This is a genomic window from Halorubrum trapanicum (genome assembly GCF_002355655.1).
Taxonomy (GTDB): domain Archaea; phylum Halobacteriota; class Halobacteria; order Halobacteriales; family Haloferacaceae; genus Halorubrum; species Halorubrum trapanicum_A.
In genome coordinates, this window is sequence record NZ_AP017569.1 from 1,558,721 (window position 1) to 1,582,089 (window position 23,369).

The following is a 23,369-nucleotide window of genomic DNA, read 5'->3' on the forward strand; positions in this document are numbered from 1 at the left end:
CGGCGCCCTCGACCGCCCGATCACCGACCGATAACCGGTCAGTTCGGGCGACGCGATCCGACCGATCGACCGCCGATTCGCCCGGGTTTAAGTAAGGCATCGGGCCGGAGTTCGACGTGTGATGAGTGACGCACGCTCGACCCGCGTTCGTTCGCCCCGGACCGAGACCGACGACGCCGCGACGACGGAGCACGCGGCGACCGCCGACCGCGCCGCGACCGCCGACCGCGCCGCGTCCGCGGAGCGCCCCGCGGCAGCCGACCGCACCCCCGCGGCCGAGGAGAAATCCGAGGCGGGTGACGCCGAGGAGACCGGCGACCGCGAGACGTGTCCCGAGTGCGGCGGCCGCACCCGCGTCGACGGCGCCGAGCGCGTCTGCGCCGACTGCGGGCTCGTCGTCGAGGCCGACCGGATCGACCACGGCCCCGAGTGGCGGTCGTTCGACGACGACGACACGAACCCGAAGCGGACCGGCGCCCCCCTCACGCGCTCGCGCCACGACCGCGGCCTCTCGACGGAGATCGGCCGCTCGACGAAGGTGAAGGGCCGCAAGCGGCGGCGGCTCGCCCGGATGCGGACCCAGCACAACCGCGCGCAGATCTCGACGAAGCGCGACCGCAACAAGGTGTACGCCTACACCGAGATCCGGCGGCTCACCGGCGTCATGGGGCTGCCCGACAGCGTCCGCGACGCCGCCTGCGCGCTGTTCGACTCCGCGCAGGAGGAGAGCCTGCTCCGCGGGCGCTCGCTGGAGGGGTTCGCGGCCGCCTGCGTCTACGTCGCCTGCCGCACCGCCGACGTGGCCCGCACCGTCGGCGAGGTCTGCGCCGAGGCGAAGGCGACCGAGGCCGAACACCGGGCCGCCTTCGACGCGATGAACCGCGAGCTCGGCCTCCCGATCGCGCCGAGCGGCCCCGCGGAGTACCTCCCGCGGTTCGCCAGCGACCTCGGCTGCGACCCGGCCGTCGAGCGCCGGGCGGGCGAGCTGGCCGAGCGCGCCGTCGAGGAGGGGATCGCGAACGGCCGCAACCCGGTCGGCGTCGCCGCCGCCTGCCTCTACACCGCGGCCCGCGAGCTCGACGCCGAGTGTACCCAACAGGCGGCCGCGGACGTCGCCGACGTGACGCCGGTGACCGTCCGCCGGACGTACGTCGACCTGACGGAGGAGTGACCGATCCGAGGGCTGATGAGCCGCGGCCGTCTGGCCGGGCACATGGATCTGGCCGTCGACGTGACGCCGAGCGGTATCGAGTGGTTTCGCGAGCGCGGCGAGGCGCCGGCGATCGTCAGTGTCAGCGACGTCCACGGATACCTCAAGGCCGCGCGGAACGCGCTGACGGCCGTCGGCGACGCGGAGGCATTTCCGCCGCTCGTCACCTTGGACGACGACGGACGCCTCCACTGGGCCGGGAACGACTACATGCTGGTCATCAACGGCGACCTGATCGACCGCGGGGACCGGAACCGCGAGTGTCTGGCCCTCGTCGAGCGTCTCGCGGCGGAGGCACCGGACGGACGCGTGCGCTACCACCTCGGGAACCACGAGATGGCCGCCCTCTTCCCCGACCGGTTCCGGTGGCCGGGCGTCTATAGCGTCGAAATGGACGATGACGTGCGGCGGTCGTTCCTCGAACACGTCGCCGACGGGCGCATCGCCGTCGGGTTCGACGGGTACGAGTACGCGTACTCGCACGCGGGCGCGAACGATTCGTTCGATACTAAGGCCGTGAACGGACGGGCCCGCGACGCGGGTCGACGGCTGGTCGAGATGTGGCGCGACGGACGGTACGAGACGAACCACCTCGACGTGCTCCCGGAGTACCAGCGGATCTTCGGCGTGGGCGGGGAGTTCGGGCGAGGTCCGTCAGCGGGACTACTCTGGATGGATTTCAAACACATGGAGCCGGACGCACCGCCGCAGGTCGTCGGTCACTCGCGACAGCAGCGGCCGACGCGGACCGGGAACGTGGTCTGCGAGAACGTAATCCGGGACAACCTCGGGCTGCCCGGCGGCGAGGCGGTCCTTATCGAGCAGCCCGACGGGATCGTCGCGGTCACGAAGACCTCGGACGGGGCGACGGTGACCGAGGTGTAGACGGTTCCCCTCGCGGGAAGACGTGACACTCTCGCGTGGCGAGAACGCACGCGACGACGCGAGAGGCGAGGATTCGCGCGGCGACGCGGGAGGGGAACGCGCGTGGCGACTGACCGCAGCCACCATCGAAACGACGGAAGGCCGTACTCCGTGACGTCCGCCGGACGGCCGCAACGCGTCAGCGGGAACCGATCTGCGGCGGACCACGACGGCAGCGGTCCGCCTCGATCGATAGCAGGCGGGGGAATGGAGGGCAGGGAAGGCGCCCCGACCGCCCGGCGGGCGTCACGCATCTGAATCGAGGTGCGGGGGGTAGTTCTACGTTCGCCGTCGACAGTACGGACGGACCGAACAATACGAGCCGGTCGGACGAATCGCAGCGCGCGTCTCGACCGGTTCCCGTCCTCCGGCCGGTTCGGGGCTATCTGTCGAGCTTGTGTTTGAACGCGAAGAAGACGCGGCGGCCGGTCTCGGTGAGCCGGACGGTGTCGGAGCGGCCGACGTCCTCCAGTTCGACGTAGCCGCGGTCGCGCAGCGGTGAGAGCACGTGCGTCTCCAGCGCGCGGTACTTCGCGGTCCGGCTCTCGCCCGCCTCGCGCAGGAACGCGAGGTCGCGCTCGCGCGCCCACTCGATCAGGTTCCACTTGTCGGTGGTCAGGTTCTCCTCGGCGCGCTCGTGGAGCCGACCGAGGACGGCGACCTGGTCCGCCGTCGGCGCGTCCATCGGGTAGATCGGGAGGTCGACGGTGCGCTCGACGCCTTCGGTGAGGGGCGCCTCACGTCGGTCGTGGCGGTGGCGCTCGGGCTCGACGCTGTAGGGGCGCGCGCCGACGATCATACACGCCAGCGCGACGCCGACGGCGGCGATCCGCGGCCCGGTCGAGACGTTCCCGAAGAGGCGGTCGCCGTCCGCCGCGCTCGCCTGATGGCGGGCGGCGACCGTCGTCGTCACGCCGAGCACGTCGTACACGTCCGCGAGCGCGACGGGGATCGGTCGGACCTCGGCGAACTCGGCGGCGGCCGTCCACGCGTCGCGCTGGTAGTCGGTGAGCCCGTCGGGGTCGATTCGGGTGTCCGCGGGGTCGGCGGCGCTCGCGGCCTCGAAGTCTACGTCCCCGCGGGCCCCCTCGCGGTCGGGCGCGTCGACGAGGAGGTAGGCGACGTCGGCGCCGTGGCGGCGGAGGGGCTCGACGATCCGGTCGCGCTCGTAGCCGAGCGGGACGACGTGGACGCGGCGTTCGGCGACGCTGGGGACCGAGGTGTCCATACGGTCGTTGTCCGCGGCGGTCGGTTAAATAGCCCGCCGGAGCGCTCCCGGGGAGTTAGGGCCGGTCACGAGTTGTGGGGTCACGTACCACGAAAACCGTTAAGCCGAATCCTCGCCTACGAACGGGCATGAGCGCTGACCGGTCCGCCCTCAGGCGGGCCATCGAGCGCGGCGAGCGGGACGGCGGCGCCATCGAGTTCAAAGAGCGGCTGACCCGCGAGGTCCACCTGGCCGACGGGCGCATGGAGTCGCTCGTCGCCCAGCTCCGCCACCGGATCCTCTCCGGCGACGGCGAGGCGACCTACGTCCTCGGCGTCACCGACGACGGGGGGCTCGCCGGGATCTCCCCGGAGGCGTTCTCCGAGACGATGGACGTGCTCTCGCTTTTGGCCGACGAGGCGGACGCCCACATCGCGGACGCCGAGACGTGGAGCGCCGGCTCCGGGGGAGACGGCGACGACGCGGGGCTGGTGGGGCTCGCGACGCTCCGCGACGGCGGCGTGTTCGAGGCCGACGAGGACCACCTCGTGGTCGGCACCGCGGGCCACGTCGACCACGGGAAGTCGACGCTGGTCGGCACGCTCGTCACCGGCCGGGCGGACGACGGAGAGGGCGGCACGCGCGGCTTCCTCGACGTTCAGCCCCACGAGGTCGAGCGGGGGCTGTCGGCGGACCTCTCGTACGCGGTGTACGGGTTCGCGGACGACGCCGAGGAGCCGGTCCGGATGGACAACCCCCACCGGAAGTCCGACCGCGCGGGCGTCGTGGAGGCGGCCGACCGGCTCGTCTCCTTCGTCGACACCGTCGGCCACGAGCCGTGGCTGCGGACGACGATCCGCGGGCTCGTCGGCCAGAAGCTCGACTACGGGCTGCTCGTCGTCGCCGCCGACGACGGCCCGACGAAGACCACGCGGGAGCACCTCGGGATCCTCTTGGCCACCGAGCTGCCGACGATCGTCGCGGTCACGAAGGCGGACGCCGTGAGCGACGAGCGGCTCGCCGAGGTGGAGCGCGAGACGGAGTCGATGCTCCGCGACGCCGGGCAGACCCCCCTCCTCGTCGACCGCCACGGGGTCGACACCGCGGTCGCGGAGGTCGGCGGCGGCGTCGTCCCGCTCCTGCGGACCAGCGCGGTGACGAAGGACGGGATCGGGACGCTCGACCGCCTGTTCGAGCGCCTCCCCAAGCGCGCGACGCCCGACCGCGAGACCTTCCGGATGTACGTCGACCGCAGCTACCAGGTGACCGGCGTGGGCGCGGTCGCGTCCGGCACGGTGAACTCGGGGACCGTGGAGACGGGCGACGAACTCCTGCTCGGCCCCATGCCCGACGGATCCTTCCGCGAGGTGGAGGCGCGGTCGATCGAGATGCACTACCACCGGGTCGACAGGGCGAGCGCCGGCCGGATCGTCGGCATCGCGCTGAAGGGCGTCGACGAGGCGGAGATCGAACGCGGGATGGCCCTCGTTCCCCGCGACGCGGAGCCGGATCCGGTCCGCGAGTTCGACGCCGAGGTGATGGTCCTGAACCACCCGACCCGGATCCAGGAGGGGTACGAGCCGGTGGTCCACCTGGAGACCGTCTCCGAGGCGGCCGCGTTCTTCCCGGCCGAGGGACGGCTGCTCCCGGGCGACACGGGGGAAGCGCGGGTTCGGTTCAAGTTCCGGGAGTACCTGATCGAGGAGGGGCAGCGGTTCGTCTTCCGCGAGGGGTCGAGCAAGGGGGTCGGGACCGTGACGGGCACCGGAGACGCGGCCGAGGACCCGCCGCCGCGCGGTCGCTGACTCGCGACTCGCCGCTACTTCGCGACTCGCCGGTGACTCGTGACTCGCCGGTGACTCGGACGCCCCGACGATCCGACCGCTCGGCGCGCGAGAGCGTCAGGTATTTTATTTTATGATTTCGGCCGCGGATCGATTGGTGAATTTCGGATCGCGGCAGTCGTTTCTTCCTGATTCGGACGACGTTCGGGGTGAGGGTGCGCACAAAAGGACAACGAAGCGACCAGATGTGACCGTACGGACACGGTGACCCAAAATACTTATTAGAGTGAAACAAGAGGTCGGCTGTATGCGTCGACAACACACACAACGCATTTCGCGACGGAAGGTTCTCGCCAGCGGGGCAGCCGGCTCCTCCCTCCTGCTCGCCGGGTGTGCCGGCGGGGGAGACGGCGGTGACGGCTCCGACGGCTCCGACGGCGGCGACGGCTCCGACGGCGGCGACGGCAGCGACGGCGGCGACGGCGGGAGCGCCCCGACCCTGTACTTCTCGCAGGTGAAGGGTCCGCTCGACCTCGACCCGGTCGTCCTGAACGACGTGCCGTCCGCCCAGATCGCCGGGCGGATATTCGACGGGATCTACGAGTACGACGACGCGCTCGGGATCGAACCGAAGATCGCCGCCGAACAGCCCACCATCGAGCGCGAGGGCACGCGGTACATCGTCCCGATCCGCGAGGACGCCCAGTTCCAGAACGGCGACCCCGTCACCGCGGAGGACGTCATCCACACGATGCGGGCCCCCGTCACGGAGGAGACGGCGAACGCCGCCGAGGTCGACATGGTCGAGTCGGCGGAGGCGATCGACGAACACACCGCGCAGTTCGACCTGTCGTACCCCTACGGCGCGTTCCAGATCGCGATGATCCGCAACGTCGTCAACGCCGAGGTCCGGCAGGAGGACACGGACGCGTACAACGAGGACCCGGTCACCTCGGGGCCGTTCCAGCTCGTCGAGTGGGAGCCGGAGTCCTACGCCACCGTCGAGCGGTGGGACGACTACTGGGACGGCGACAACCTCCCGGAGATCGGTGGGATCGAGTTCGAACCGATCGAAGAGCAGACCACCCGCGTGACCGAGCTCGAAACGGGGAACGTCGACATCATCGAGACGATCCCGCCGCAGCTGTACGAGACGGTCGAGTCGAACCAGAACGCCAGCATCACCGAGGTCCCGGGGATCGGGTACTTCTACCTGGCGTTCAACTGCGCCGAGGGGCCGACGAGCGATCCCCTCGTCCGAGAGGCGGTCGATTACTGCGTCTCGATGGATCAGGCGGTCGAGAACTTCGTCGAACCGGCCGGCGTGCGGCAGGTCAGCCCGTACCCGGCGTCCATCTCCGAGGAGTGGAACTTCCCGGTCGACGAGTGGTCCGACATCCAGCACGACCAGGACCTCGAACAGGCGCAGGCGCTGTTCGATGAGGCCGGCGTGCCGATGGACTACAACTGGCGGATCATCGTGCCGCCGGACGACAAGCGCGAACAGATCGGCATCTCCATCGGAGACGGCCTCCAGAACGCCGGCTTCCAGAACGTGGAGGTCCAGCGCCTCGACTGGGGGACGTTCCTCGACGCGTACCTCACCGGCAACGAGGACGACTACAACATGTACACGCTCGGCTGGTCGGGCTCTCCGGACCCGGACACGTTCGCGTACAACCTGCTGAGCCAGGAGACGAACGGCGTCACCAACGGGACGTTCCACGAGTACGACGAGGCCTCCCAGAAGCTGACGCAGGCCCGCGAGTCGGCCGACCGCGAGGAGCGCCGCCAGCTGTACATCGACGCGACGACGACGCTGCTCGAAGGCCGCGTCCACCTCCCCGCGTACAACCTGAACAACTCCTACGGCGTTCGCAGCGTCGTCGACGGGTTCAGCGCACACCCGATCTCGTCTGAGATCCAGATGGACGACGTTACGGTCGACCGGTAACACGACCGACAGGCGGGACGCGGTTTCCGCGTCTCGTCCGTGACGACGGACGCAGGGAGTTTTCGGCGCGGCGGTGAACGCGGACGCTCCCGGACGGTCGTCGCCGTCCGTCCACGGCCGCCAGACCGACGCGTCGGCGGGAGCGAAACGGATAAGCGACAGCAAAAACCGAATCGAAGCAACGAGGAATCCACGACAGTGAGTCTACTTCGGTACACACTCCGGCGGTTCGCACAGGCGATACCCGTACTGATAGGTATCGTGACGATAACGTTCTTCCTGGCAAACCAGATCCCCGGCGACCCGGTCGAGATCATGCTCGGACCGACGCCGGCCCAAGAGCAGGTCGAGGCGATCCGCGCCCAGTACGGCCTCGATCGGCCGATACACGTGCGGTACCTCGCGTACCTCGGCAGCGTCGCGACGGGCGACCTCGGGCTCAGTATCTACTACGACCGCCCCGTCCTCGAGATGATCATGCTCCGGCTCCCTGTGACGCTGCTGCTCATGCTGTCGGCGTTCGCGTTCGCGGTCATCACAGCGATCCCGCTGGGCGTCATCTCGGCGAAGCGGCGGAACGAGCCGGCCGACCACGTCTCCCGGATCGTCTCGCTGATCGGCGTCTCGACGCCGTCGTTCTGGATCGGGCTGGTGTTGATCATCGTCTTCGCGTTCCACCTCGGGTGGTTCCCCGCGCGGGGGCTCGTCCTCCCGTGGGCGAACCCGGCGGACGTCCGCGGCGCGGCGACGCAGTTCCAAGTGATACGCCAGTCGATGCATCACCTCTTCCTCCCGATGATCGGGCTCGGAACGCTCCAGATGGCACAGATCACGCGGATCGAGCGCTCGTCGATGGTCGACTCCCTCCAAGGCGAATACGTGAAGCTCGCCCGGGCGTACGGCGTGCCCGAGTCGACGATCGTCCGTAAGCACGCGTTCCAAGTGGCACAGCTCCCGGTGATCACCATCATCGGGCTCGGGCTCTCGACCGCGCTCGGCGGCGCCGTCCTCACGGAGACCGTCTTCGGAATCCAGGGGATGGGGAGACTGATCATCACGGCGATCCAAAACCAGGACTACCAGCTGATCATGGGGACGACGCTCGTGTTCGGGTTCGTCTACGTGATCGGCGTGATCATCACGGACATCACGTACAGCTACCTCGACCCGCGGGTCACCTACGACGAGGAATAATGTCTATCAACAGCGCAACTTCGGACGACGACACGGCGGACGGCGGCGACGGGAGCGGCGGCGGGCCCGACGAGGTCGAGGCCCGCGTCGGCCTGCGGTACACCCTGAAGCAGGTCAAACAGGACACGACGGCGCGGATCGGGACCTACATCGTCGGGTTCATGACCTTCGTCGCGGTGTTCGCCGCGTTCGACTACTACGTCCTCGACTACGCGATCGCGGAGGCGGTGCTGTACAACCCCGAGACCGACCCGCAGACCGTCCGGCGCCTGCTCCCGCCGGTCGGCATGGAGAATCAGTTCGGGACGGGGACGATCGAGCATCCGCTCGGAACCGACCACCGGGGGCGCGACATCCTCTCGCGGACGATCTACGGGACCCGGATCGCGATGACCGTCGGGTTCCTCGCGACCGCCATCGGCCTCGGCGGCGGCACCGTCATCGGCGCGGTCTCCGGCTACTACGGCGGCTGGATAGACGACGTGCTCCAGCGGATCACCGAGACGATCTACGCGATCCCGTTCCTCGTCTTGGTCATCGCGTTCATGACCGCGTTCGGACGCGACCTCACGTTCGCGATGATCGGCGTCGGGATCACGGCGATCCCCGTGTTCAACCGCCTCATCCGGTCGCGGGTGGTCTCCATCCGCGAGGAGGACTACATCGAGGCCGCGCGGGCGGCCGGGGTGAAAGACCGAAACATCATCTTCCGGCACATCATCCCGAACAGCTTCGCACCGGTGTTGGTCCAGGCGACGCTCCAGGTCGGCGTGAGCATCCTCATCGTCGCCGGCCTCTCGTTCCTCGGCTTCGGCGCGCAGCCGCCGACGCCGTCGTGGGGACAGATGCTGTCCGCCTCGCGGGGGTACATGCTCCCCGCGCCGACGTTCAGCATCTTCCCCGGAATCGCCATTCTGATCACCGTCATCGGCTTCAACATCCTCGGCGACGGTCTCCAGGACGCCCTCGATCCGCGGATAAACAACTGATATGAGCGAACCACTACTCAGCGTACGCGATCTCAAGACACAGTTCTTCACCGAGGACGGCACGGTCCGCGCCGTCGACGGCATCTCCTTCGACGTCCACGAGGGAGAGATCGTCGGACTCGTCGGCGAGTCCGGCGCCGGCAAGTCCGTCGCGACCTCCAGTATCCTCCGGCTCGTCGACAGCCCCGGCGAGATCGTCGGCGGCGAGATCGAGTTCAAAGGCGAGACGATCTTCGGGCTCGAAGAGGGCGACGACGGCGAGCTCCGCCCCCGCGACGAGATGCTCACCGAGGAGGAGATGCGCGAGCGGATCCGCGGCCGCGAGATCGCGATCATCTTCCAGGACCCGATGGAGTCGCTGAACCCCGTGTTCACCGTCGGGGGACAGCTCCGCGAGTTCATCGAGATCAACCGCGGCCTCGGCGCCGCCGAGGCGAAGGAGGAGGCGATCGACATGCTCCGGGAGGTCGGGATCCCGGCGCCGGAGTCGCGGTACGACGAGTACCCGCACCAGTTCTCCGGCGGGATGCGACAGCGCGTGCTGATCGCGATGGCGCTCGCCTGCCAGCCCGACCTGATCATCGCCGACGAGCCGACGACCGCGCTCGACGTCACCGTCGAGGGCGAGATACTGGAGATGGTGACCGACCTCCAGGAGAAGTACGACACGTCGTTCATCTGGGTCACCCACGACATGAGCGTCGTCGCGGAGATCTGCGACCGCGTCAACGTGATGTACCTCGGCGAGATCATCGAGCAGGCCGAGGTGGACGACCTGTTCTACGACACGAAACATCCGTACACGTCGGCGCTGCTCGACTCGATGCCGCGCCCCGACCGGACGGTCGACGAGCTCAGGCCGATCCAGGGGGTGATGCCGGAGGCGATCGACCCGCCCGCCGGCTGTCGGTTCCACTCGCGGTGTCCCGAGGCGCGGGAGGTGTGCCGCGAGGTCCACCCCGAGCCGCGGGACCTGAGCGACGAGGGCGAGGCGCCCCACGCCGCCGCGTGCGTGAAACACGACGCGTTCGACGTCGGGTACGACGAGAGCCCGCCGATCGAGACGCAGGCCACCGGCGGGTTCTCCGCCGGCTTCACCGAGACCGGGGGTGAGGCGGAATGACCGAGGTCGGCCCGCCGGAGTCGGACCCCGAGGCGCTGTTACAGGTCCGCGACCTCTGCAAGTACTTCGACAACGAGAGCGGGCTGCTGGCCGGCGTCCAGCTCGACGACGAGTTCCCGTACGTCTCCCGGTCGACCTCCGACGTCCGCGCCGTCGACGGCGTGAGCTTCGACATCAAGGAGGGCGAGACGCTCGGGCTCGTCGGCGAGTCCGGCTGCGGGAAGTCGACGCTCGCGCGCACCGTCCTCCGGCTGCTCGAACCGACCAGCGGGAGCGTCTACTTCCAGGGCGAGGACCTCGCGGAGCTCTCCGGCGAGCCGCTGCGGCGGATGCGGAAGGACATGCAGATGATCTTCCAAGACCCGCAGTCGTCGCTCGACCCCCGGATGAAGGTCGGCCCCATCGTCGAGGAGCCGATGAAGGCCCACGGGATGCTCGACGAGGAGGGCCGGGAGGCGCGCGCCAAGGAGCTGTTAGAGAAGGTCGGGCTCGACCCGCAACACTACAACCGGTACCCGCACGCGTTCTCCGGCGGGCAGCGCCAGCGCGTGAACCTCGCGCGGGCGCTGTCGGTGAACCCCGACTTCATCGTCTGCGACGAGCCCGTGTCGGCGCTCGACGTGTCGATCCAGGCGCAGGTGCTTAACACGATGGAGGAGCTACAAGCGGAGTTCGACCTCACGTACCTGTTCATCGCGCACGACCTGAGCGTCATCCGCCACATCTCCGACCGCGTGGCGGTGATGTACCTCGGGAACATCGTCGAGCTGGCCGACAAAGAGGAGCTGTTCGAGAATCCGAAACACCCGTACACCCGGGCGCTGCTCGACGCGATTCCGGTCCCGGACCCGCGGAGCGGCGGGCGGACGGCGCTTCTGTCCGGCGACGTGCCCTCGCCGATCGATCCGCCCTCCGGCTGTCGGTTCCGGACGCGGTGCCCGGAGGTGATCCAGCCGGACGAGTACGAGATGACGGAGGACGCCTGGCGGAACGTCGTGGAGTTCCAGCGGGCGGTCGAGCGTCGGGCGTTCGATGAGACCGACCCCGACGTCCTCCGGTCGCGGTACTTCGACGACGCGGTGCCGAGCGGCGAGGCCGGCACCCTGCTCGACGAGGCGCTCGGGCACATCGAGCGCGACGAGTTCGAGGACGCGGAGCGGATCCTCAGCGAGCGGTTCGCAGACGAAAGCGTCTGCGCGACGACGACGCCCGCCTACGAGGTGCCGTCCGACCTCACTGATGGTCGTCACTACGCGGCGTGTCACCTGCGTCGCGACGAGGCGCTCGCGAGCGCCGTCGACGAGCCCGCGGTCGAGGGCGCGGCCCGTCCCGGCGCGGAAGCGCCCGAAGCGGACGACTGACCGCCCTCGCTTTTCCCCTCGGTTCGTCGGAGAAACGGACCGCGGGCCGGCGATCGCCGGCTACCGGATCCGGATCTGCGTGGCGTCTTCGTGGCGCTCGTCGGCGCCGGGGACCGGGATGAACACGGAGATCGTGTGGTCGCCGCGCCCGGCCCGGACCGACCGGTCGAGCCCGTCGGCGTCGGAGCGACGGAACCGGCCGTTCCACGTGACCGTCGCGCGCTTCGTCTCGCCGGCCCGGAGCGACAGCGAGGACCCCTCGGCGGACACGTAGCGCCGCTCGTCGGTGGCCTCGACGACGCCGTCGACCGCCCACCCCCACAGGCGGCGGGTCGTCGTGGGGACCTCGATCGGGACCGGCAGGCGATTTCGGATCGCGACGGTGATCGCGACCGGCTCGTCCGGCGCGTACTCGGCGGCATCCGTGCTGACGGTCACCTCGATCGCTCGCCGCGCCACCGACCGCGGCACGACGCGGCCGAGGGCCTCGGAGAGGTAGTTCTTCGTCTCGTCGAAGCCGGATCGGTCCGTCCGACCGTCGTGTCGTCTGTCGACCATGTGGGTCTCTGAAAGCGGGAAATCGGGAGCTTCGGCCGCCGTTCGGCTCGTCGTAGGCGGTTCGCGATACTAAGCGTTCGGGTCGGCACCGGGCGACGAGTCGGCGTCGTCGGAGCCCGACTGGCCGCCGTCGACCACTTCGACGAGCTTCATCAGGGGGTAGCCGTCCTCCATCCCCATCCGCGTGCGGACCGTGACGCCCTCGTAGGCGATCCGCATCCGGACGTCCATCAACGAGCCGGTGAGCTCGGTGTAGCCGTTCTCGTGGTCGATGGCGTCCGCGACGCGGTCGTCGTGGATCGTCACCGCGACCGCCTCGCAGTGCGGCTGGTTCTCGATCGCCTCCGCCATCGCGGCCTCCAGGCTCCGCGCGCTCGACGGGCTGACGGGCGTGCCGGCGAACTGGTGGTACAGCGAGCCGAACTTGATCCCCGCCTCGAAACACGCCTGCTGGGCGTCGGTTGCCATGGCGGAACGCGGCCGCGGGCGGGCAAGAAGGTTCGGACGGCGAGCGGAGGTGCGTGCCGAGGTGCGGGACGGCCCGCGGTTATCGGTCGGCGACGAGGGGGAGCAGCCCGCCGTCGTCGTCACCGGAGCCGCCGTCGGTCGTGTTGTCGTCTCCCGAGTCGCCATCAACCGTGTCGTCTCCGGAGCCGTCGTCGCTCGTGTTGTCGCCGTCGCTGGTGTTTCCGCCGTCGTCGGTCGTGTTTTCACCGTCGCTGGTGTTGTCACCGCCGTCGGAGTCGGTCGAGTCGCCGCCGCTCGTGCCGTTCTCCTGGTGGAGCCCCTCGTCGAAGATGTCGGTCTCGATCGTCTCCTCGTAGGTCAGCGCGTCCAGCGGGACGGTGAGCTCCTGGCCGGAGGGGAGCTCGACCACCGCGTAGAACTCGATCCGGAGATCGCTCACCTGGTGGCCGTTGACGGACTCATTGAGGTGGGTGACCCACCACTCGTCGAGGCGCTCGTTGCGGAGCGCGGCGGACAGTTCGACCGTCTCGGAGCCGTACGAGGGGATGACGTACTCCGAGTCGGTCGATCCGGACCCCATCTCGACGCCGTTCATCGTGACGTCGTAGCCGATCTCCGAGACCACGTACGGTTCGAGGTTGGGGTTGTACACGTCGAACTCCATCTCGATCGGGGTCTCCGCCTCGCTCACGGTCCCCCAGCGCCCGCGCGTCTCGTTGACGTAAAGCACGGGATCGTCGACCAGCGGCGCGTCGGCGTTCACCGGGCGGGTCTCGTCGGAGGTGAACGCGCCGATGAGGTCCGTCTCGATCTCGCGAGTGCGGGTGAGGTTGGCGCCCCGGCCGAGGAACTCGGAGGTGACCCGCGCGTCGATCGTGACCGTCGTCCGCTCGTCGTTCTCGACGTGGCTGGTCCACCACGGCGGGATCGCGTCGTTGTCCAGGTCCGTCTCGAACGCGATCGAGGAGTTCCCGGAGGCGACGCTGACGCCCTCGCGACCGCCAGCCGCCATCTCGACGTCGTTCATCGAGACGGTGTAGTTGATCGAGACGCCGTCGAGGCCGATCCCGATCGGGTTCGGGTTCGAGACGACCAGGTCGGTCTCGACGACCGTCGTCTCGTTCGTCACGTCGCCGAAGGAGTTGTTCACGGCGGCGACGCTCGGGACGCCGAACACGCCGAGCGCGAACGCCCCGCCGACCGCGGCGGCGACGACCGCCAGCCCGACGAGCGCGATCCGGAGCTTCCCCGCGGTGAGCGCCGAAACGATGCGGTCCAGAGCCATGTCCGTTCGTTTCGAGCGGCGAATAAAATCGTATCGTTCGCGAGAGCGGCGTCGACGAGCGGATCGGTCGTCGGTGGGGGTCGACGAGCGGGGACGAGGAACCGAAGGCGTTTGGTGCGGCGGGCGGAACGGGCGGACATGAACCACCTCCGCGTGGGCGGCGGACGAGTGCTCCGGCCCGACGGCCGGGTCGAGCGAGCGGACGTCGCGGTCGACCGCGACGAGGGGACGATTCGAGCCGTGGGGTCGCCGGACGAGGTCGACGACGCGGTCGACGAGGCGGCCGCCGAGACGCTCGACGCGTCGGGGTCGCTCGTGATCCCGGGGCTCGTCAACGCGCACACGCACGTGGCGATGACGCTGCTCCGCGGCTACGCCGACGACAAGCCGCTCGACCCGTGGCTCCGCGAGGACATCTGGCCGGCGGAGGCGGAGCTGACGCCCGACGACGTCGAGGCGGGCGCCGAGCTCGGCGCCGTGGAGATGATCCGCTCGGGGACGACCGCGTTCGCGGACATGTACTTCGCGATGGACCGGGTCGCCGACGCCGTCGACCGCGCGGGGCTGCGCGCGCGGCTCGGGCACGGCGTCGTCACAGTGGGGAAGGACGACGCGGACGCCCGCGCGGACGTCGAGGAGAGCCTCGCGGTCGCGCGCGAGCTCGACGGCGCCGCGGACGGCCGGATCCGCACCGCGTTCATGCCGCACTCGCTGACGACGGTCGGCGAGGAGTTCCTCCGGGAGGGCGTCACGGAGGCGCGCGAGGCCGGGATCCCGATCCACCTCCACGCGAACGAGACGACCGACGAAGTGGACCCCATCGTCGACGAGCGCGGCGAGCGACCGATCGCGTACGCGGACGACCTCGACGCGCTCGGTCCGGACGACTTCTTCGCGCACGGCGTCCACCTCGACGGCTCGGAGATCGACCGGCTCGCCGACGCCGGGACCGCGGTCGTCCACTGTCCGGCGTCGAACATGAAACTCGCCAGCGGGATGGCGCCCGTCCAACGCCTGCGCGAGGCGGGGGTGACCGTCGCGCTCGGCACCGACGGCGCGGCCTCGAACAACGATCTCGACCTCTTCGACGAGATGCGCGACGCCGCGATGCTCGGCAAGCTGGCCGCGGACGACGCGAGCGCGGTCCCCGCGGCGGCGGTCGTGGAGATGGCGACGCAGGGCGGCGCGGACGCCCTGAACCTCCCCGGCGGCCGGATCGAGGAGGGCGCGGCCGCCGACCTCGCCGTCGTCGACCTCGACGCCCCGCACCTGACGCCCGTCCACGACCCGGTCTCGCACCTCGCGTACGCGGCGCGCGGGAGCGACGTGCGCCACACCGTCTGCGACGGCGAGGTCCTGATGCGCGACCGCGAGGTGCTGACGCTCGACGCCGAGGCGGTCCAAGAGCGCGCCGCGAACGCCGCGAGCGACCTCGTCGACCGCGTCGGATCGGCGTAGCGCGCGGCGCGAGCGCGATCGAACGCGACGCGCAAAGCCGACCCACGTAGGCAGTATTTAAATAGAGAAGCTGAGTCTGACGTACTTCTTATAAATGAACCGCGGTGGCGCGTGCCTGCGAGGCCGCCTCGCGGCCGAGCCGCGAGGGACCGGAGGTCCCTCTGGAAGCCGGCGCGAAGCGCCGGCGACAGCACCGCGCGAGGGACGCCGTGAGCGACGGGCGACCGAAGGGAGCCCGGAGCGAACGGCGAGGCTGGGGAGGTGTGAGGCGCTGTGCTGTGCGGGGCGGGACTCAAAGGGGCAGTCGCGAGGACGAAGCTCGGCGACGCAAGCACCGCAGGGAGCGAGTGAAACGAGCGACTGAGGAGCGCAGCGAGCCGCGCGAGTCCTCGCGGCTGGGACTTTGGAGGTGTTCGCTGTCGATCCGCTATCAACCGTTTATAAGCGAACGGCTGAGGCTTTGGAGGTCATCGCCGCGAAACGGTCGCCTGCCTATAAACGAGAGAACACAACTCGGTCGAGCGCGACACTCCCAGAGACGTATCGCGCGCGAGCGATGACCGACCCGCGTCCGGGGTCGAAACCGGGTTCGATCGAGGGCGAAACCGCCACCGAACCACGATCAACCAAAACAAACGTCTCAGCGCCGTTAACCCGGATGAAAACCGAATTAAACCGCGTTAAGCGAGTCCGCTTTTTATAGGGTAACAGGGAGTGGACCCGAGTGGACATGAGCGAACGCACGACAGCAATCCTACTGATCGCGGTCGTCGCGCTGGGCGCGATGACCGGCGTCGCGGCCGCCGACGGCCACCTCGGAGTGGGCGTCGAGCAGGACGCGGACGGGACAGCGACGGTCACGGTGACCGAGAACGACACCGCGGTCGAGAACGCCACGGTCGTCGTGAGCGTGGTCGACGCGGAGAACGAGTCGTACCCGGGCACGGGCGAGTACGAGACGGACGCCAACGGCACCGTCGACCTCGAAGCGCCCGAGGAGGACGTGACCGTCGAGGTCACGGCCGCCGCGGGTAACGACACCGCCGCGACGACGGTCGACCTCGAAGCCCCCGACGGGCTCGAACTCGAAGTCGAAAACACCGACGGCGAACCGGTCGTCACGGTCACTGACAACGACACCGCCGTCGAGAACGCGACGGTGAACGTCACGGTCGCCGACCCCGCGAACGAGTCGTACGCGGGCGCCGGCGAGTACGAGACCGACGCGAACGGGACGGTCGAGCTCCCGGCCGCCGAGGAGGACGTGACCGTCGACGTGACCGCCGAGTACGAGAACGAGAGCGTCTCCGAGACGGTCGACATCGAGGCGCCCGACGGCCTCGAACTCGACGTCGCCGACACCGACGGCGAGCCGGTCGTCACGGTGACGGACGACGACGAGGCGGTCGAGAACGCCTCCGTCGTCGTCGAACTCGCGGACGACGCTGGCGAGAACGCCTCGTACGCGGGCACGGGCGAGTACGAGACGGACGCCAACGGCACCGTCGGCCTGCCCGCCGCCGAGGAGAACGTCACGGTCGACGTGACCGCGACGTACGAGAACGAGAGCGTCTCGACGACCGCCGACCTCACCGTCGGCGGCGAGGACGACGAGTCCGAAGCGGGAACGCCGTTCGGCCAGCTCGTCCAGGAGTTCATCGAGAGCCTCGAGAACCGCGACGGCGGCATCGGCAGCGCGGTCTCCGACTTCGTGACGGAGAACAACCCCGGTAACGCCCCGGACCACGCGGGCGGCCCCGGCGGTCCCGACGAGGCCGACGATGACGACGACGCCGAAAACGAGACCGACGCGCCCGGCAACGCGCCCGACCACGCCGGTCCCGACGGCGAAGAGGACGGCGAACGCGGCCCGCCGGCCCACGCCGGTCCGGGCGGTGACGACGCGGACGACGACGACGCGGACGATGAGGACGCGGACGACGACGCGGAGGAGACCGAAACCGAGGCAGACGACGCGGACGATGACGAAGCTGAAGAGGACGACGCGGAAGACGACGATGACGAAGACGACGATGACGACGACGGCGAGAGCGGCCCGCCGGACCACGCCGGCGGCCCCGGCGGTAACTGACGACGCGGACCGCAGTTCGGGTCGGTAACCCGAGTCTCGGTCGCTGACGACCGACTTCTCTTTTCCGGAGCGGACTCCGTGTCGGCAGGGTTTAGTGCGCCGTGAGCGAACCGAGAGACATGAGCGAAACCGCGTATCCGCCGGTGTCACAGCACCTCTCGGACGTCGAAGCCGCCCGGGAGGAGGGGCGCCGGAAGATGGACTGGGCGCTCCAGCACATGCCGATTCTCAACGCCCTCCGCGAGGAGTTCGTCGACGAGCAGCCGCTCGCGGGCGAGACCATCGCGATGGCGATGCACGTCGAGGCGAAGACCGCGAACCTCGTCGAGCTGCTCGCCGAGGGGGGCGCCGAGGTCGCGATCACCGGCTGTAACCCGCTCTCGACGCACGACGACGTGTCGGCCGCGCTCGACGCCCACGAGTCGATCACCTCCTACGCCGTCCGCGGCGTCGACGACGACGAGTACTACGACGCGATGCACGCCTGTATCGCCCACGGCCCCACCATCACCGTCGACGACGGGATGGACATGGTGAAGCTCGTCCACGAGGAGTACCCGGACCTGATCGACTCCATCGTCGGCGGCGCCGAGGAGACGACCACCGGCGTCGACCGGCTGCGCGCGATGGACGCCGACGGCGCGCTCGGCTACCCCGTCTTCGCCGTGAACGACACGCCGATGAAGCAGCTGTTCGACAACGTCCACGGCACGGGCGAGTCGTCGCTCGCGACCATCGCGATGACGACGAACCTCTCGTGGGCCGGCAAGAACGTCGTCGTCGGCGGCTACGGGCAGTGCGGGAAGGGCGTCGCGAAGAAGGCGTCCGGGCAGAACGCGAACGTCATCGTCTGCGAGGTCGACCCCCGGAAGGCCTTAGAGGCCCACATGGAGGGGTACGAGGTGCTCCCGATGAGGGAGGCCGCGAAGAAGGGCGACGTGTTCATCACGACGACGGGCAACCGCGACGTGATCACCCGCGAACACTTCGAGGAGATGAACGACGGCGTCCTGCTGGCGAACGCCGGCCACTTCGACGTGGAGGTCAACCTCGATCACCTCGACGAGCTCGCGGTCGACCGCTACGAGGTCCGCGACGGCGTCGAGGGGTTCGAGATGGAAGACGGCCGCGTCCTGAACGTCATCGCGGAGGGGCGGCTCGTCAACCTCGCCGCGCCCATCGCCCTCGGTCACCCGGTCGAGGTGATGGACCAGAGCTTCGGCGTTCAGGCGGTCGTCGTCCGCGAGCTGGCCGCCAACGGCGACGCGTACGACGCCGGCGTCCACGACGTGCCCGACGAGCTCGACCGCGAGGTCGCGGACATCAAGCTCGCTGCCGAGGGCGTCGAGTACGACGAGCTCAGCGACGAGCAGCGCGAGTACATGGGCAGCTGGGAACACGGGACGTAGGCGGGCAGCGCTGTTTATAAACGAAAAATGCGGTGGCGCGTGCCTGCGAGGCCGCCTCGCGGCCGAGCAGCACGCGCGAGGGAGTCGGCCGACCGCGGGGAGGCCGACGAGGCTGGGGAGGCGTGAGGTGCGGTTGCGGTGCGGGCGGGACTCAAAGGGGCAGCCGCGAGGCCGCCGTAGGCGACGCAAGCACCGCAACGAGGGAGCGGAGCGACCGAGTGAGGAGCGCAGCGAGCGTACGGCGGCCTCGCGGCTGGGGCTTTGGAGATGTCCGCCGTCGATCCACTATCAGCTATTTATAGGCGAGCGGCTGGGGCTTTGGAGGTCGTCACCGAGTCAGCGCCAGGAACAATTTATAAGCGATCGATAGCAGCGTCGATCCCGTAACGCGCTCCACCACCGTCGACAACAACGGCGACTTACGACCGACTACCACCAACCGCTTCCTCGCGCCCTTTTTGAGCGACAACCACGTACGACTCGTAGTGACAGTCACGAGCGTCCACGACCCGAGCCACCGCGAGGCCCTCTGGGAGCTGGAGGACGCCTTCGAGCGCGGCGACCTCGTCAGCGCCTTCGGCACCTGTACGGTCTCGTACGAGGGCCGCGCGGCCTCGGACCTCGGCCCCGGCGACCGGCTGCTCGTGTTGAAGCCCGACGGCGCCGCCCTCGTCCACACCGACGAGGGGCGCCAGCCGGTCAACTGGCAGCCGCCGGGGTCGGAACACCGCGCCGCGGTGCGCGAGGGGCGGCTCCGCGTGCGCTCGACCCGAAGCAACCCCGACGAGACCCTGACGGTCCGGTTTTCCGACATCCACCAGCTCTCCGCGATGGCCGTGACGGGCGGCCGCGACCTCACCCTCCACGGCAGCGAGGAGGACCTCCGGACCCGAATCCTGGAGCGTCCCGACCTCGTCGAGTCCGGGTTCGAACCCCGCGAGACCGAACGCCCCTCCAGCGCCGGCCCGATGGACGTCTTCGGCGTCGACAAGAACGGGACCCCCGTCGTCGTCGAGCTGAAGCGCCGGCGCGTCGGCCCGGACGCCGTCGGGCAGCTGGCGCGCTACGTCCGGGCGCTCCGCGAGGAACTGGGGATCGATGACACCGCGGGAGGCGACGATGCCGACAGCGACGACGCCCCCGCCGCCCGCGGCGTCCTCGTCGCGCCGTCGGTCACCGACCGCGCCGCGGAGCGGCTCGCGGACCGCGGGTTCGACCACGTCGCGCTCGACCCGACGGCGGAGGAGTGAGGGGGGCGTGTCGACTCGGACCGCGGCCGGGACGGTGTGTCAACGCACCCCGCGATCCGGCGGCACGCCGGCGCTGCCTCCCGACGAGCCGACGAAGCCGCCTCGCTATCGAAGGGTTTATCGCCGCAGCGGCGGCTACATCGGACAAGTAGCCATGTCTGACAAACCCGCCTCTATGTATCGGACGATCGACAAGCCGTCCTACACCCGCCGCGAGTACATCACGGGCATCCCCGGCTCGAAGATCGCCCAGCACAACATGGGCGACCTCTCCGCGGAGCCGGACGACTACCCCGTCCAGATCAGCCTCCGCGTCGAGGAGGAGCTCCAAGTCCGACACGGTTCCTTGGAGAGCGCGCGCCTCTCGGCGAACCGCCACCTGATCAAGGAGCTCGGCGAGGGCAACTACAAGATGACCCTCCGCAAGTTCCCCCACCAAGTCATCCGGGAGAACAAGCAGGCGACCGGCGCCGGTGCGGACCGTGTCTCCGACGGGATGCGCCAGGCGTTCGGCAAGCCCGTCGGCACCGCCGCGCGGCTCGACAAGGACGACGTCGTCTTCACGGCGTACTGCGACGTCGAGCAGGCGTCCGTCGTGAAGGAGGCGTTCCGCCGCGCGTACAACAAGCTCTCCCCGCCGTGCCGGATCACGGTCGACCGCGGCGAGAAGCTGCTCGTCTCGTAGACCCCTCGACCCCGTCCGTGAGGCGGGTTCTTTTCCGCGCGTTCGCGTGACGTAGCCGCGGCGCCGCGCGTCTCGGGACCGGTTCCGATCCCCGAGCCGAACACCTGAAATACCTCGCTCGCGTACCGCACGGCAGTGTCACAGCAGCTGGCCGAGGTCGAGACGCTGTTCCTCCACGAGGCGCGGAGCGACTACACCGTCGTCGCGAACCGCGACGGGAAGCGCGTGCTCCGCGGGCGGCTCGAACTCAAGGAGACCTCCGCGGGCCCGCGCCCGGGGAAGTTCCGCGTGATCCGCGACGGCGAGGACCACCCCCGCCAGCCGGACGAGTTCGTCGACCTCGCCCGCGCTGCCGGCCGGATCCGGATCTCCGAGCAGACCTCGCCGGAGAGCCGGAAGCGGCTGAAGGAGATGCTCGACGGCTACCAGCTGGAGGCGACGGCGGTCCGGACCTGTCGGCGCTGCGCGAGCGACGGGCGATACGGCCCGATCACCTCGGAGGACGCCATCGACCACAACGGCGAGCTGATCTGCCGGGACTGCGCCCGCCGGGAGTTAGAGCGGGAGCTGTCGTACAAGGGGGAGTTCACGGGCGCGGCCGAGGAGCGCCTCGAAGAGCTGCTGTACGAGTCGGGCGACTTGGACCGCATCGTGAGCCTCCTCCAGGGCGGGCTCGACCCCGACCTCACGAAGTACGACGAGGTGTCCGCGAACGTCGACGACGTGAGCCCCGTCCGCACCGAGGACCTCGACCTCCACCCGGACCTCTCTTCGCACCTCCAGGGGCGGTTCGAGGAGCTGCTCCCCGTCCAGAGCCTCTCCGTGCGGAACGGGCTGCTCGACGGCGACGACCAGCTGGTCGTGAGCGCCACGGCGACCGGGAAGACGCTCGTCGGCGAGCTGACCGGGATCGACCGCGCGCTGAAGGGCGACGGGAAGCTCCTGTTCTTGGTCCCGCTCGTCGCGCTCGCCAACCAGAAGCACGAGGACTTCGAGGACCGCTACGGCGACCTGCTGGACGTCTCCATCCGCGTCGGCTCCTCGCGGGTGAACGACGACGGCAACCGCTTCGACCCGGGCGCGGACGTGATCGTGGGCACCTACGAGGGGATCGACCACGCGCTCCGGACCGGCAAGGACCTGGGCGACGTGGGGACGGTCGTCATCGACGAGGTCCACACGCTGAAGGAGGGCGAGCGCGGCCACCGCCTCGACGGGCTCATCTCGCGGCTGAAGTACTACAGCGAGAACCGGATGGAGACCCACGAGGGATACGACGGCACGCAGTTCGTCTACCTCTCAGCGACCGTCGGGAACCCCGAGTGGCTGGCGAAGAAGCTCCGCGCGACGCTCATCGAGTACGAGGAGCGACCGGTCCCCATCGAGCGACACGTCACCTTCGCGGACGGCCGCGAGAAGGCCGATATCGCGGACAAGCTCGTCAAACGCGAGTTCGACACGAAGTCGTCGAAGGGGTACCGCGGGCAGACGATCATCTTCACGAACTCGCGGCGGCGCTGCCACGAGATCAGCCGGAAGCTGCGCTACGACTCCGCGCCGTACCACGCCGGCCTCGACTACGGGCGCCGGAAGAAGGTCGAGCGCATGTTCGGCAATCAGGACCTCTCGGCGGTCGTCACCACCGCGGCGCTGGCGGCCGGCGTCGACTTCCCCGCCTCGCAGGTGATCTTCGACTCGCTGGCGATGGGGATCGAGTGGCTCTCGGTCCAGGAGTTCTCGCAGATGCTCGGCCGCGCCGGGCGCCCCGACTACCACGACCGCGGCCGCGTCTACCTCCTCGTCGAGCCCGACGGCGTCTACCACGGCTCGATGGACCGCACCGAGGACGAGGTGGCGTTCACCCTCTTAAAAGGCGAGATGGAGGACGTGGCGACCCACTACGACGAGACCGCGGCCGCCGAGGAGACGCTCGCGAACGTCGTCGTCGCCGGCAAGAAGGCGAAGCGCCTCAACGACCGCATGATCGGCGAGGTCCCTACCAAGCACGCGCTCGGGAAGCTGCTGGAGTGGAACTTCATCGACGGCTTCGAGCCCACGCCGCTCGGCCGCGGCGTCACGAGGCACTTCCTCGCGCCCGACGAGGCGTTTTTCATCCTCGACGCGGTCCGGAAGGGAACCGACCCCTACGACATCGTCGCGGACCTCGAACTTCGCGACGACGAGGAGTGAGCGCTCCCGGCCGACCGCGGCGCGGAGCGCAACGAAACCCTTTAGCGCCCGATGCGGGTACGTATAGGCACGGGACCGTGGGTTAGTGGTATACTCCGAGCCTTGGGTGCTCGTGACCCCGGTTCGAATCCGGGCGGTCCCACTTCTGCGGCGCGAGCAACTCCGCGAGCGACGGAAACGATTATTTATAAATGAACGAAGCGGTGGCGCGTGCCTGCGAGGCCGCTT

At 69.4% G+C, this 23,369-nt stretch carries 18 protein-coding genes and 1 tRNA gene; 15 read left to right on the forward strand and 4 right to left on the reverse strand.

Annotated elements, in window-relative coordinates:
• The first annotated feature begins 121 nt into the window (after window positions 1-121).
• Window positions 122-1,171 carry a transcription initiation factor IIB gene (locus CPZ01_RS07535; protein WP_096394159.1) on the forward strand — a complete coding sequence of 350 codons (1,050 nt, stop codon included), beginning with the start codon at window positions 122-124 and terminating at the stop codon, window positions 1,169-1,171.
• Between the two features lie 42 nt (window positions 1,172-1,213).
• A complete protein-coding gene (locus tag CPZ01_RS07540) occupies window positions 1,214-2,095 on the forward strand; it encodes a metallophosphoesterase (protein WP_096394160.1) in 882 nt (293 codons plus the stop codon).
• Window positions 2,096-2,516: 421 nt separating this feature from the next.
• Here the strand turns inward: CPZ01_RS07540 and CPZ01_RS07545 are convergent, their stop codons facing one another.
• The gene (locus CPZ01_RS07545; RefSeq protein ID WP_096394161.1) at window positions 2,517-3,362 is read right to left on the reverse strand and encodes an HFX_2341 family transcriptional regulator domain-containing protein; all 846 of its coding nucleotides are present in this window, start codon (window positions 3,360-3,362) and stop codon (window positions 2,517-2,519) included.
• Between the two features lie 128 nt (window positions 3,363-3,490).
• Between CPZ01_RS07545 and CPZ01_RS07550 the strand changes: the two genes are divergently transcribed.
• The 6 genes from CPZ01_RS07550 (at window position 3,491) to CPZ01_RS07575 (ending at window position 11,746) form a co-directional block, all read left to right on the forward strand.
• A complete protein-coding gene (locus tag CPZ01_RS07550) occupies window positions 3,491-5,146 on the forward strand; it encodes a GTPBP1 family GTP-binding protein (protein ID WP_096394162.1) in 1,656 nt (551 codons plus the stop codon).
• Window positions 5,147-5,432: 286 nt separating this feature from the next.
• Complete coding sequence (locus CPZ01_RS07555) at window positions 5,433-7,079, forward strand: ABC transporter substrate-binding protein (RefSeq protein WP_096394163.1); 1,647 nt, start codon at window positions 5,433-5,435, stop codon at window positions 7,077-7,079.
• 261 nt (window positions 7,080-7,340) lie between these two features.
• Window positions 7,341-8,273: an ABC transporter permease gene (locus CPZ01_RS07560; protein ID WP_096394164.1), complete on the forward strand. Its 933-nt coding sequence runs from the start codon at window positions 7,341-7,343 to the stop codon at window positions 8,271-8,273.
• Window positions 8,273-9,262, forward strand: a complete 990-nt coding sequence (locus CPZ01_RS07565; RefSeq protein WP_096394165.1) for an ABC transporter permease — start codon at window positions 8,273-8,275, stop codon at window positions 9,260-9,262. The genes CPZ01_RS07560 and CPZ01_RS07565 overlap by 1 nt, the downstream gene beginning before the upstream one ends.
• 1 nt (window position 9,263) lies before the next feature.
• Complete coding sequence (locus tag CPZ01_RS07570) at window positions 9,264-10,385, forward strand: ABC transporter ATP-binding protein (RefSeq protein WP_096394166.1); 1,122 nt, start codon at window positions 9,264-9,266, stop codon at window positions 10,383-10,385.
• Complete coding sequence (locus CPZ01_RS07575) at window positions 10,382-11,746, forward strand: ABC transporter ATP-binding protein (RefSeq protein WP_096394167.1); 1,365 nt, start codon at window positions 10,382-10,384, stop codon at window positions 11,744-11,746. Before CPZ01_RS07570 ends, CPZ01_RS07575 begins: the two co-directional genes overlap by 4 nt.
• 60 nt (window positions 11,747-11,806) lie before the next feature.
• Here CPZ01_RS07575 and CPZ01_RS07580 read toward each other — a convergent pair whose 3' ends face one another.
• From CPZ01_RS07580 to CPZ01_RS07590, 3 genes are all read right to left on the reverse strand, one after another.
• A complete protein-coding gene (locus CPZ01_RS07580) occupies window positions 11,807-12,304 on the reverse strand; it encodes a hypothetical protein (RefSeq protein WP_096394168.1) in 498 nt (165 codons plus the stop codon).
• A gap of 69 nt (window positions 12,305-12,373) precedes the next feature.
• On the reverse strand, window positions 12,374-12,772 hold the full coding sequence (locus tag CPZ01_RS07585; protein WP_096394169.1) for a dihydroneopterin aldolase family protein: 399 nt from the start codon (window positions 12,770-12,772) through the stop codon (window positions 12,374-12,376).
• 79 nt (window positions 12,773-12,851) lie between these two features.
• On the reverse strand, window positions 12,852-14,057 hold the full coding sequence (locus CPZ01_RS07590) for an LEA/WHy family protein (RefSeq protein WP_096394170.1): 1,206 nt from the start codon (window positions 14,055-14,057) through the stop codon (window positions 12,852-12,854).
• A gap of 138 nt (window positions 14,058-14,195) precedes the next feature.
• Between CPZ01_RS07590 and CPZ01_RS07595 the strand changes: the two genes are divergently transcribed.
• The 7 genes from CPZ01_RS07595 (at window position 14,196) to CPZ01_RS07625 (ending at window position 23,283) form a co-directional block, all read left to right on the forward strand.
• A complete protein-coding gene (locus CPZ01_RS07595; protein ID WP_096394171.1) occupies window positions 14,196-15,515 on the forward strand; it encodes an amidohydrolase in 1,320 nt (439 codons plus the stop codon).
• 730 nt (window positions 15,516-16,245) lie between these two features.
• Complete coding sequence (locus tag CPZ01_RS07600) at window positions 16,246-17,607, forward strand: DNA primase (protein WP_096396187.1); 1,362 nt, start codon at window positions 16,246-16,248, stop codon at window positions 17,605-17,607.
• Window positions 17,608-17,726: 119 nt separating this feature from the next.
• The gene (locus CPZ01_RS07605) at window positions 17,727-19,016 is read left to right on the forward strand and encodes an adenosylhomocysteinase (protein ID WP_096394172.1); all 1,290 of its coding nucleotides are present in this window, start codon (window positions 17,727-17,729) and stop codon (window positions 19,014-19,016) included.
• A gap of 485 nt (window positions 19,017-19,501) precedes the next feature.
• Window positions 19,502-20,266, forward strand: a complete 765-nt coding sequence (gene nucS / locus CPZ01_RS07610) for an endonuclease NucS (RefSeq protein WP_096394173.1) — start codon at window positions 19,502-19,504, stop codon at window positions 20,264-20,266.
• Window positions 20,267-20,420: 154 nt separating this feature from the next.
• Complete coding sequence (locus CPZ01_RS07615; RefSeq protein ID WP_096394174.1) at window positions 20,421-20,951, forward strand: 50S ribosomal protein L16; 531 nt, start codon at window positions 20,421-20,423, stop codon at window positions 20,949-20,951.
• A gap of 135 nt (window positions 20,952-21,086) precedes the next feature.
• Window positions 21,087-23,141, forward strand: a complete 2,055-nt coding sequence (locus CPZ01_RS07620; protein WP_096394175.1) for a DEAD/DEAH box helicase — start codon at window positions 21,087-21,089, stop codon at window positions 23,139-23,141.
• A 71-nt stretch (window positions 23,142-23,212) separates the two neighbouring features.
• A tRNA-Pro gene (locus CPZ01_RS07625) sits at window positions 23,213-23,283 on the forward strand.
• The last annotated feature ends 86 nt before the right edge of the window (window positions 23,284-23,369 follow it).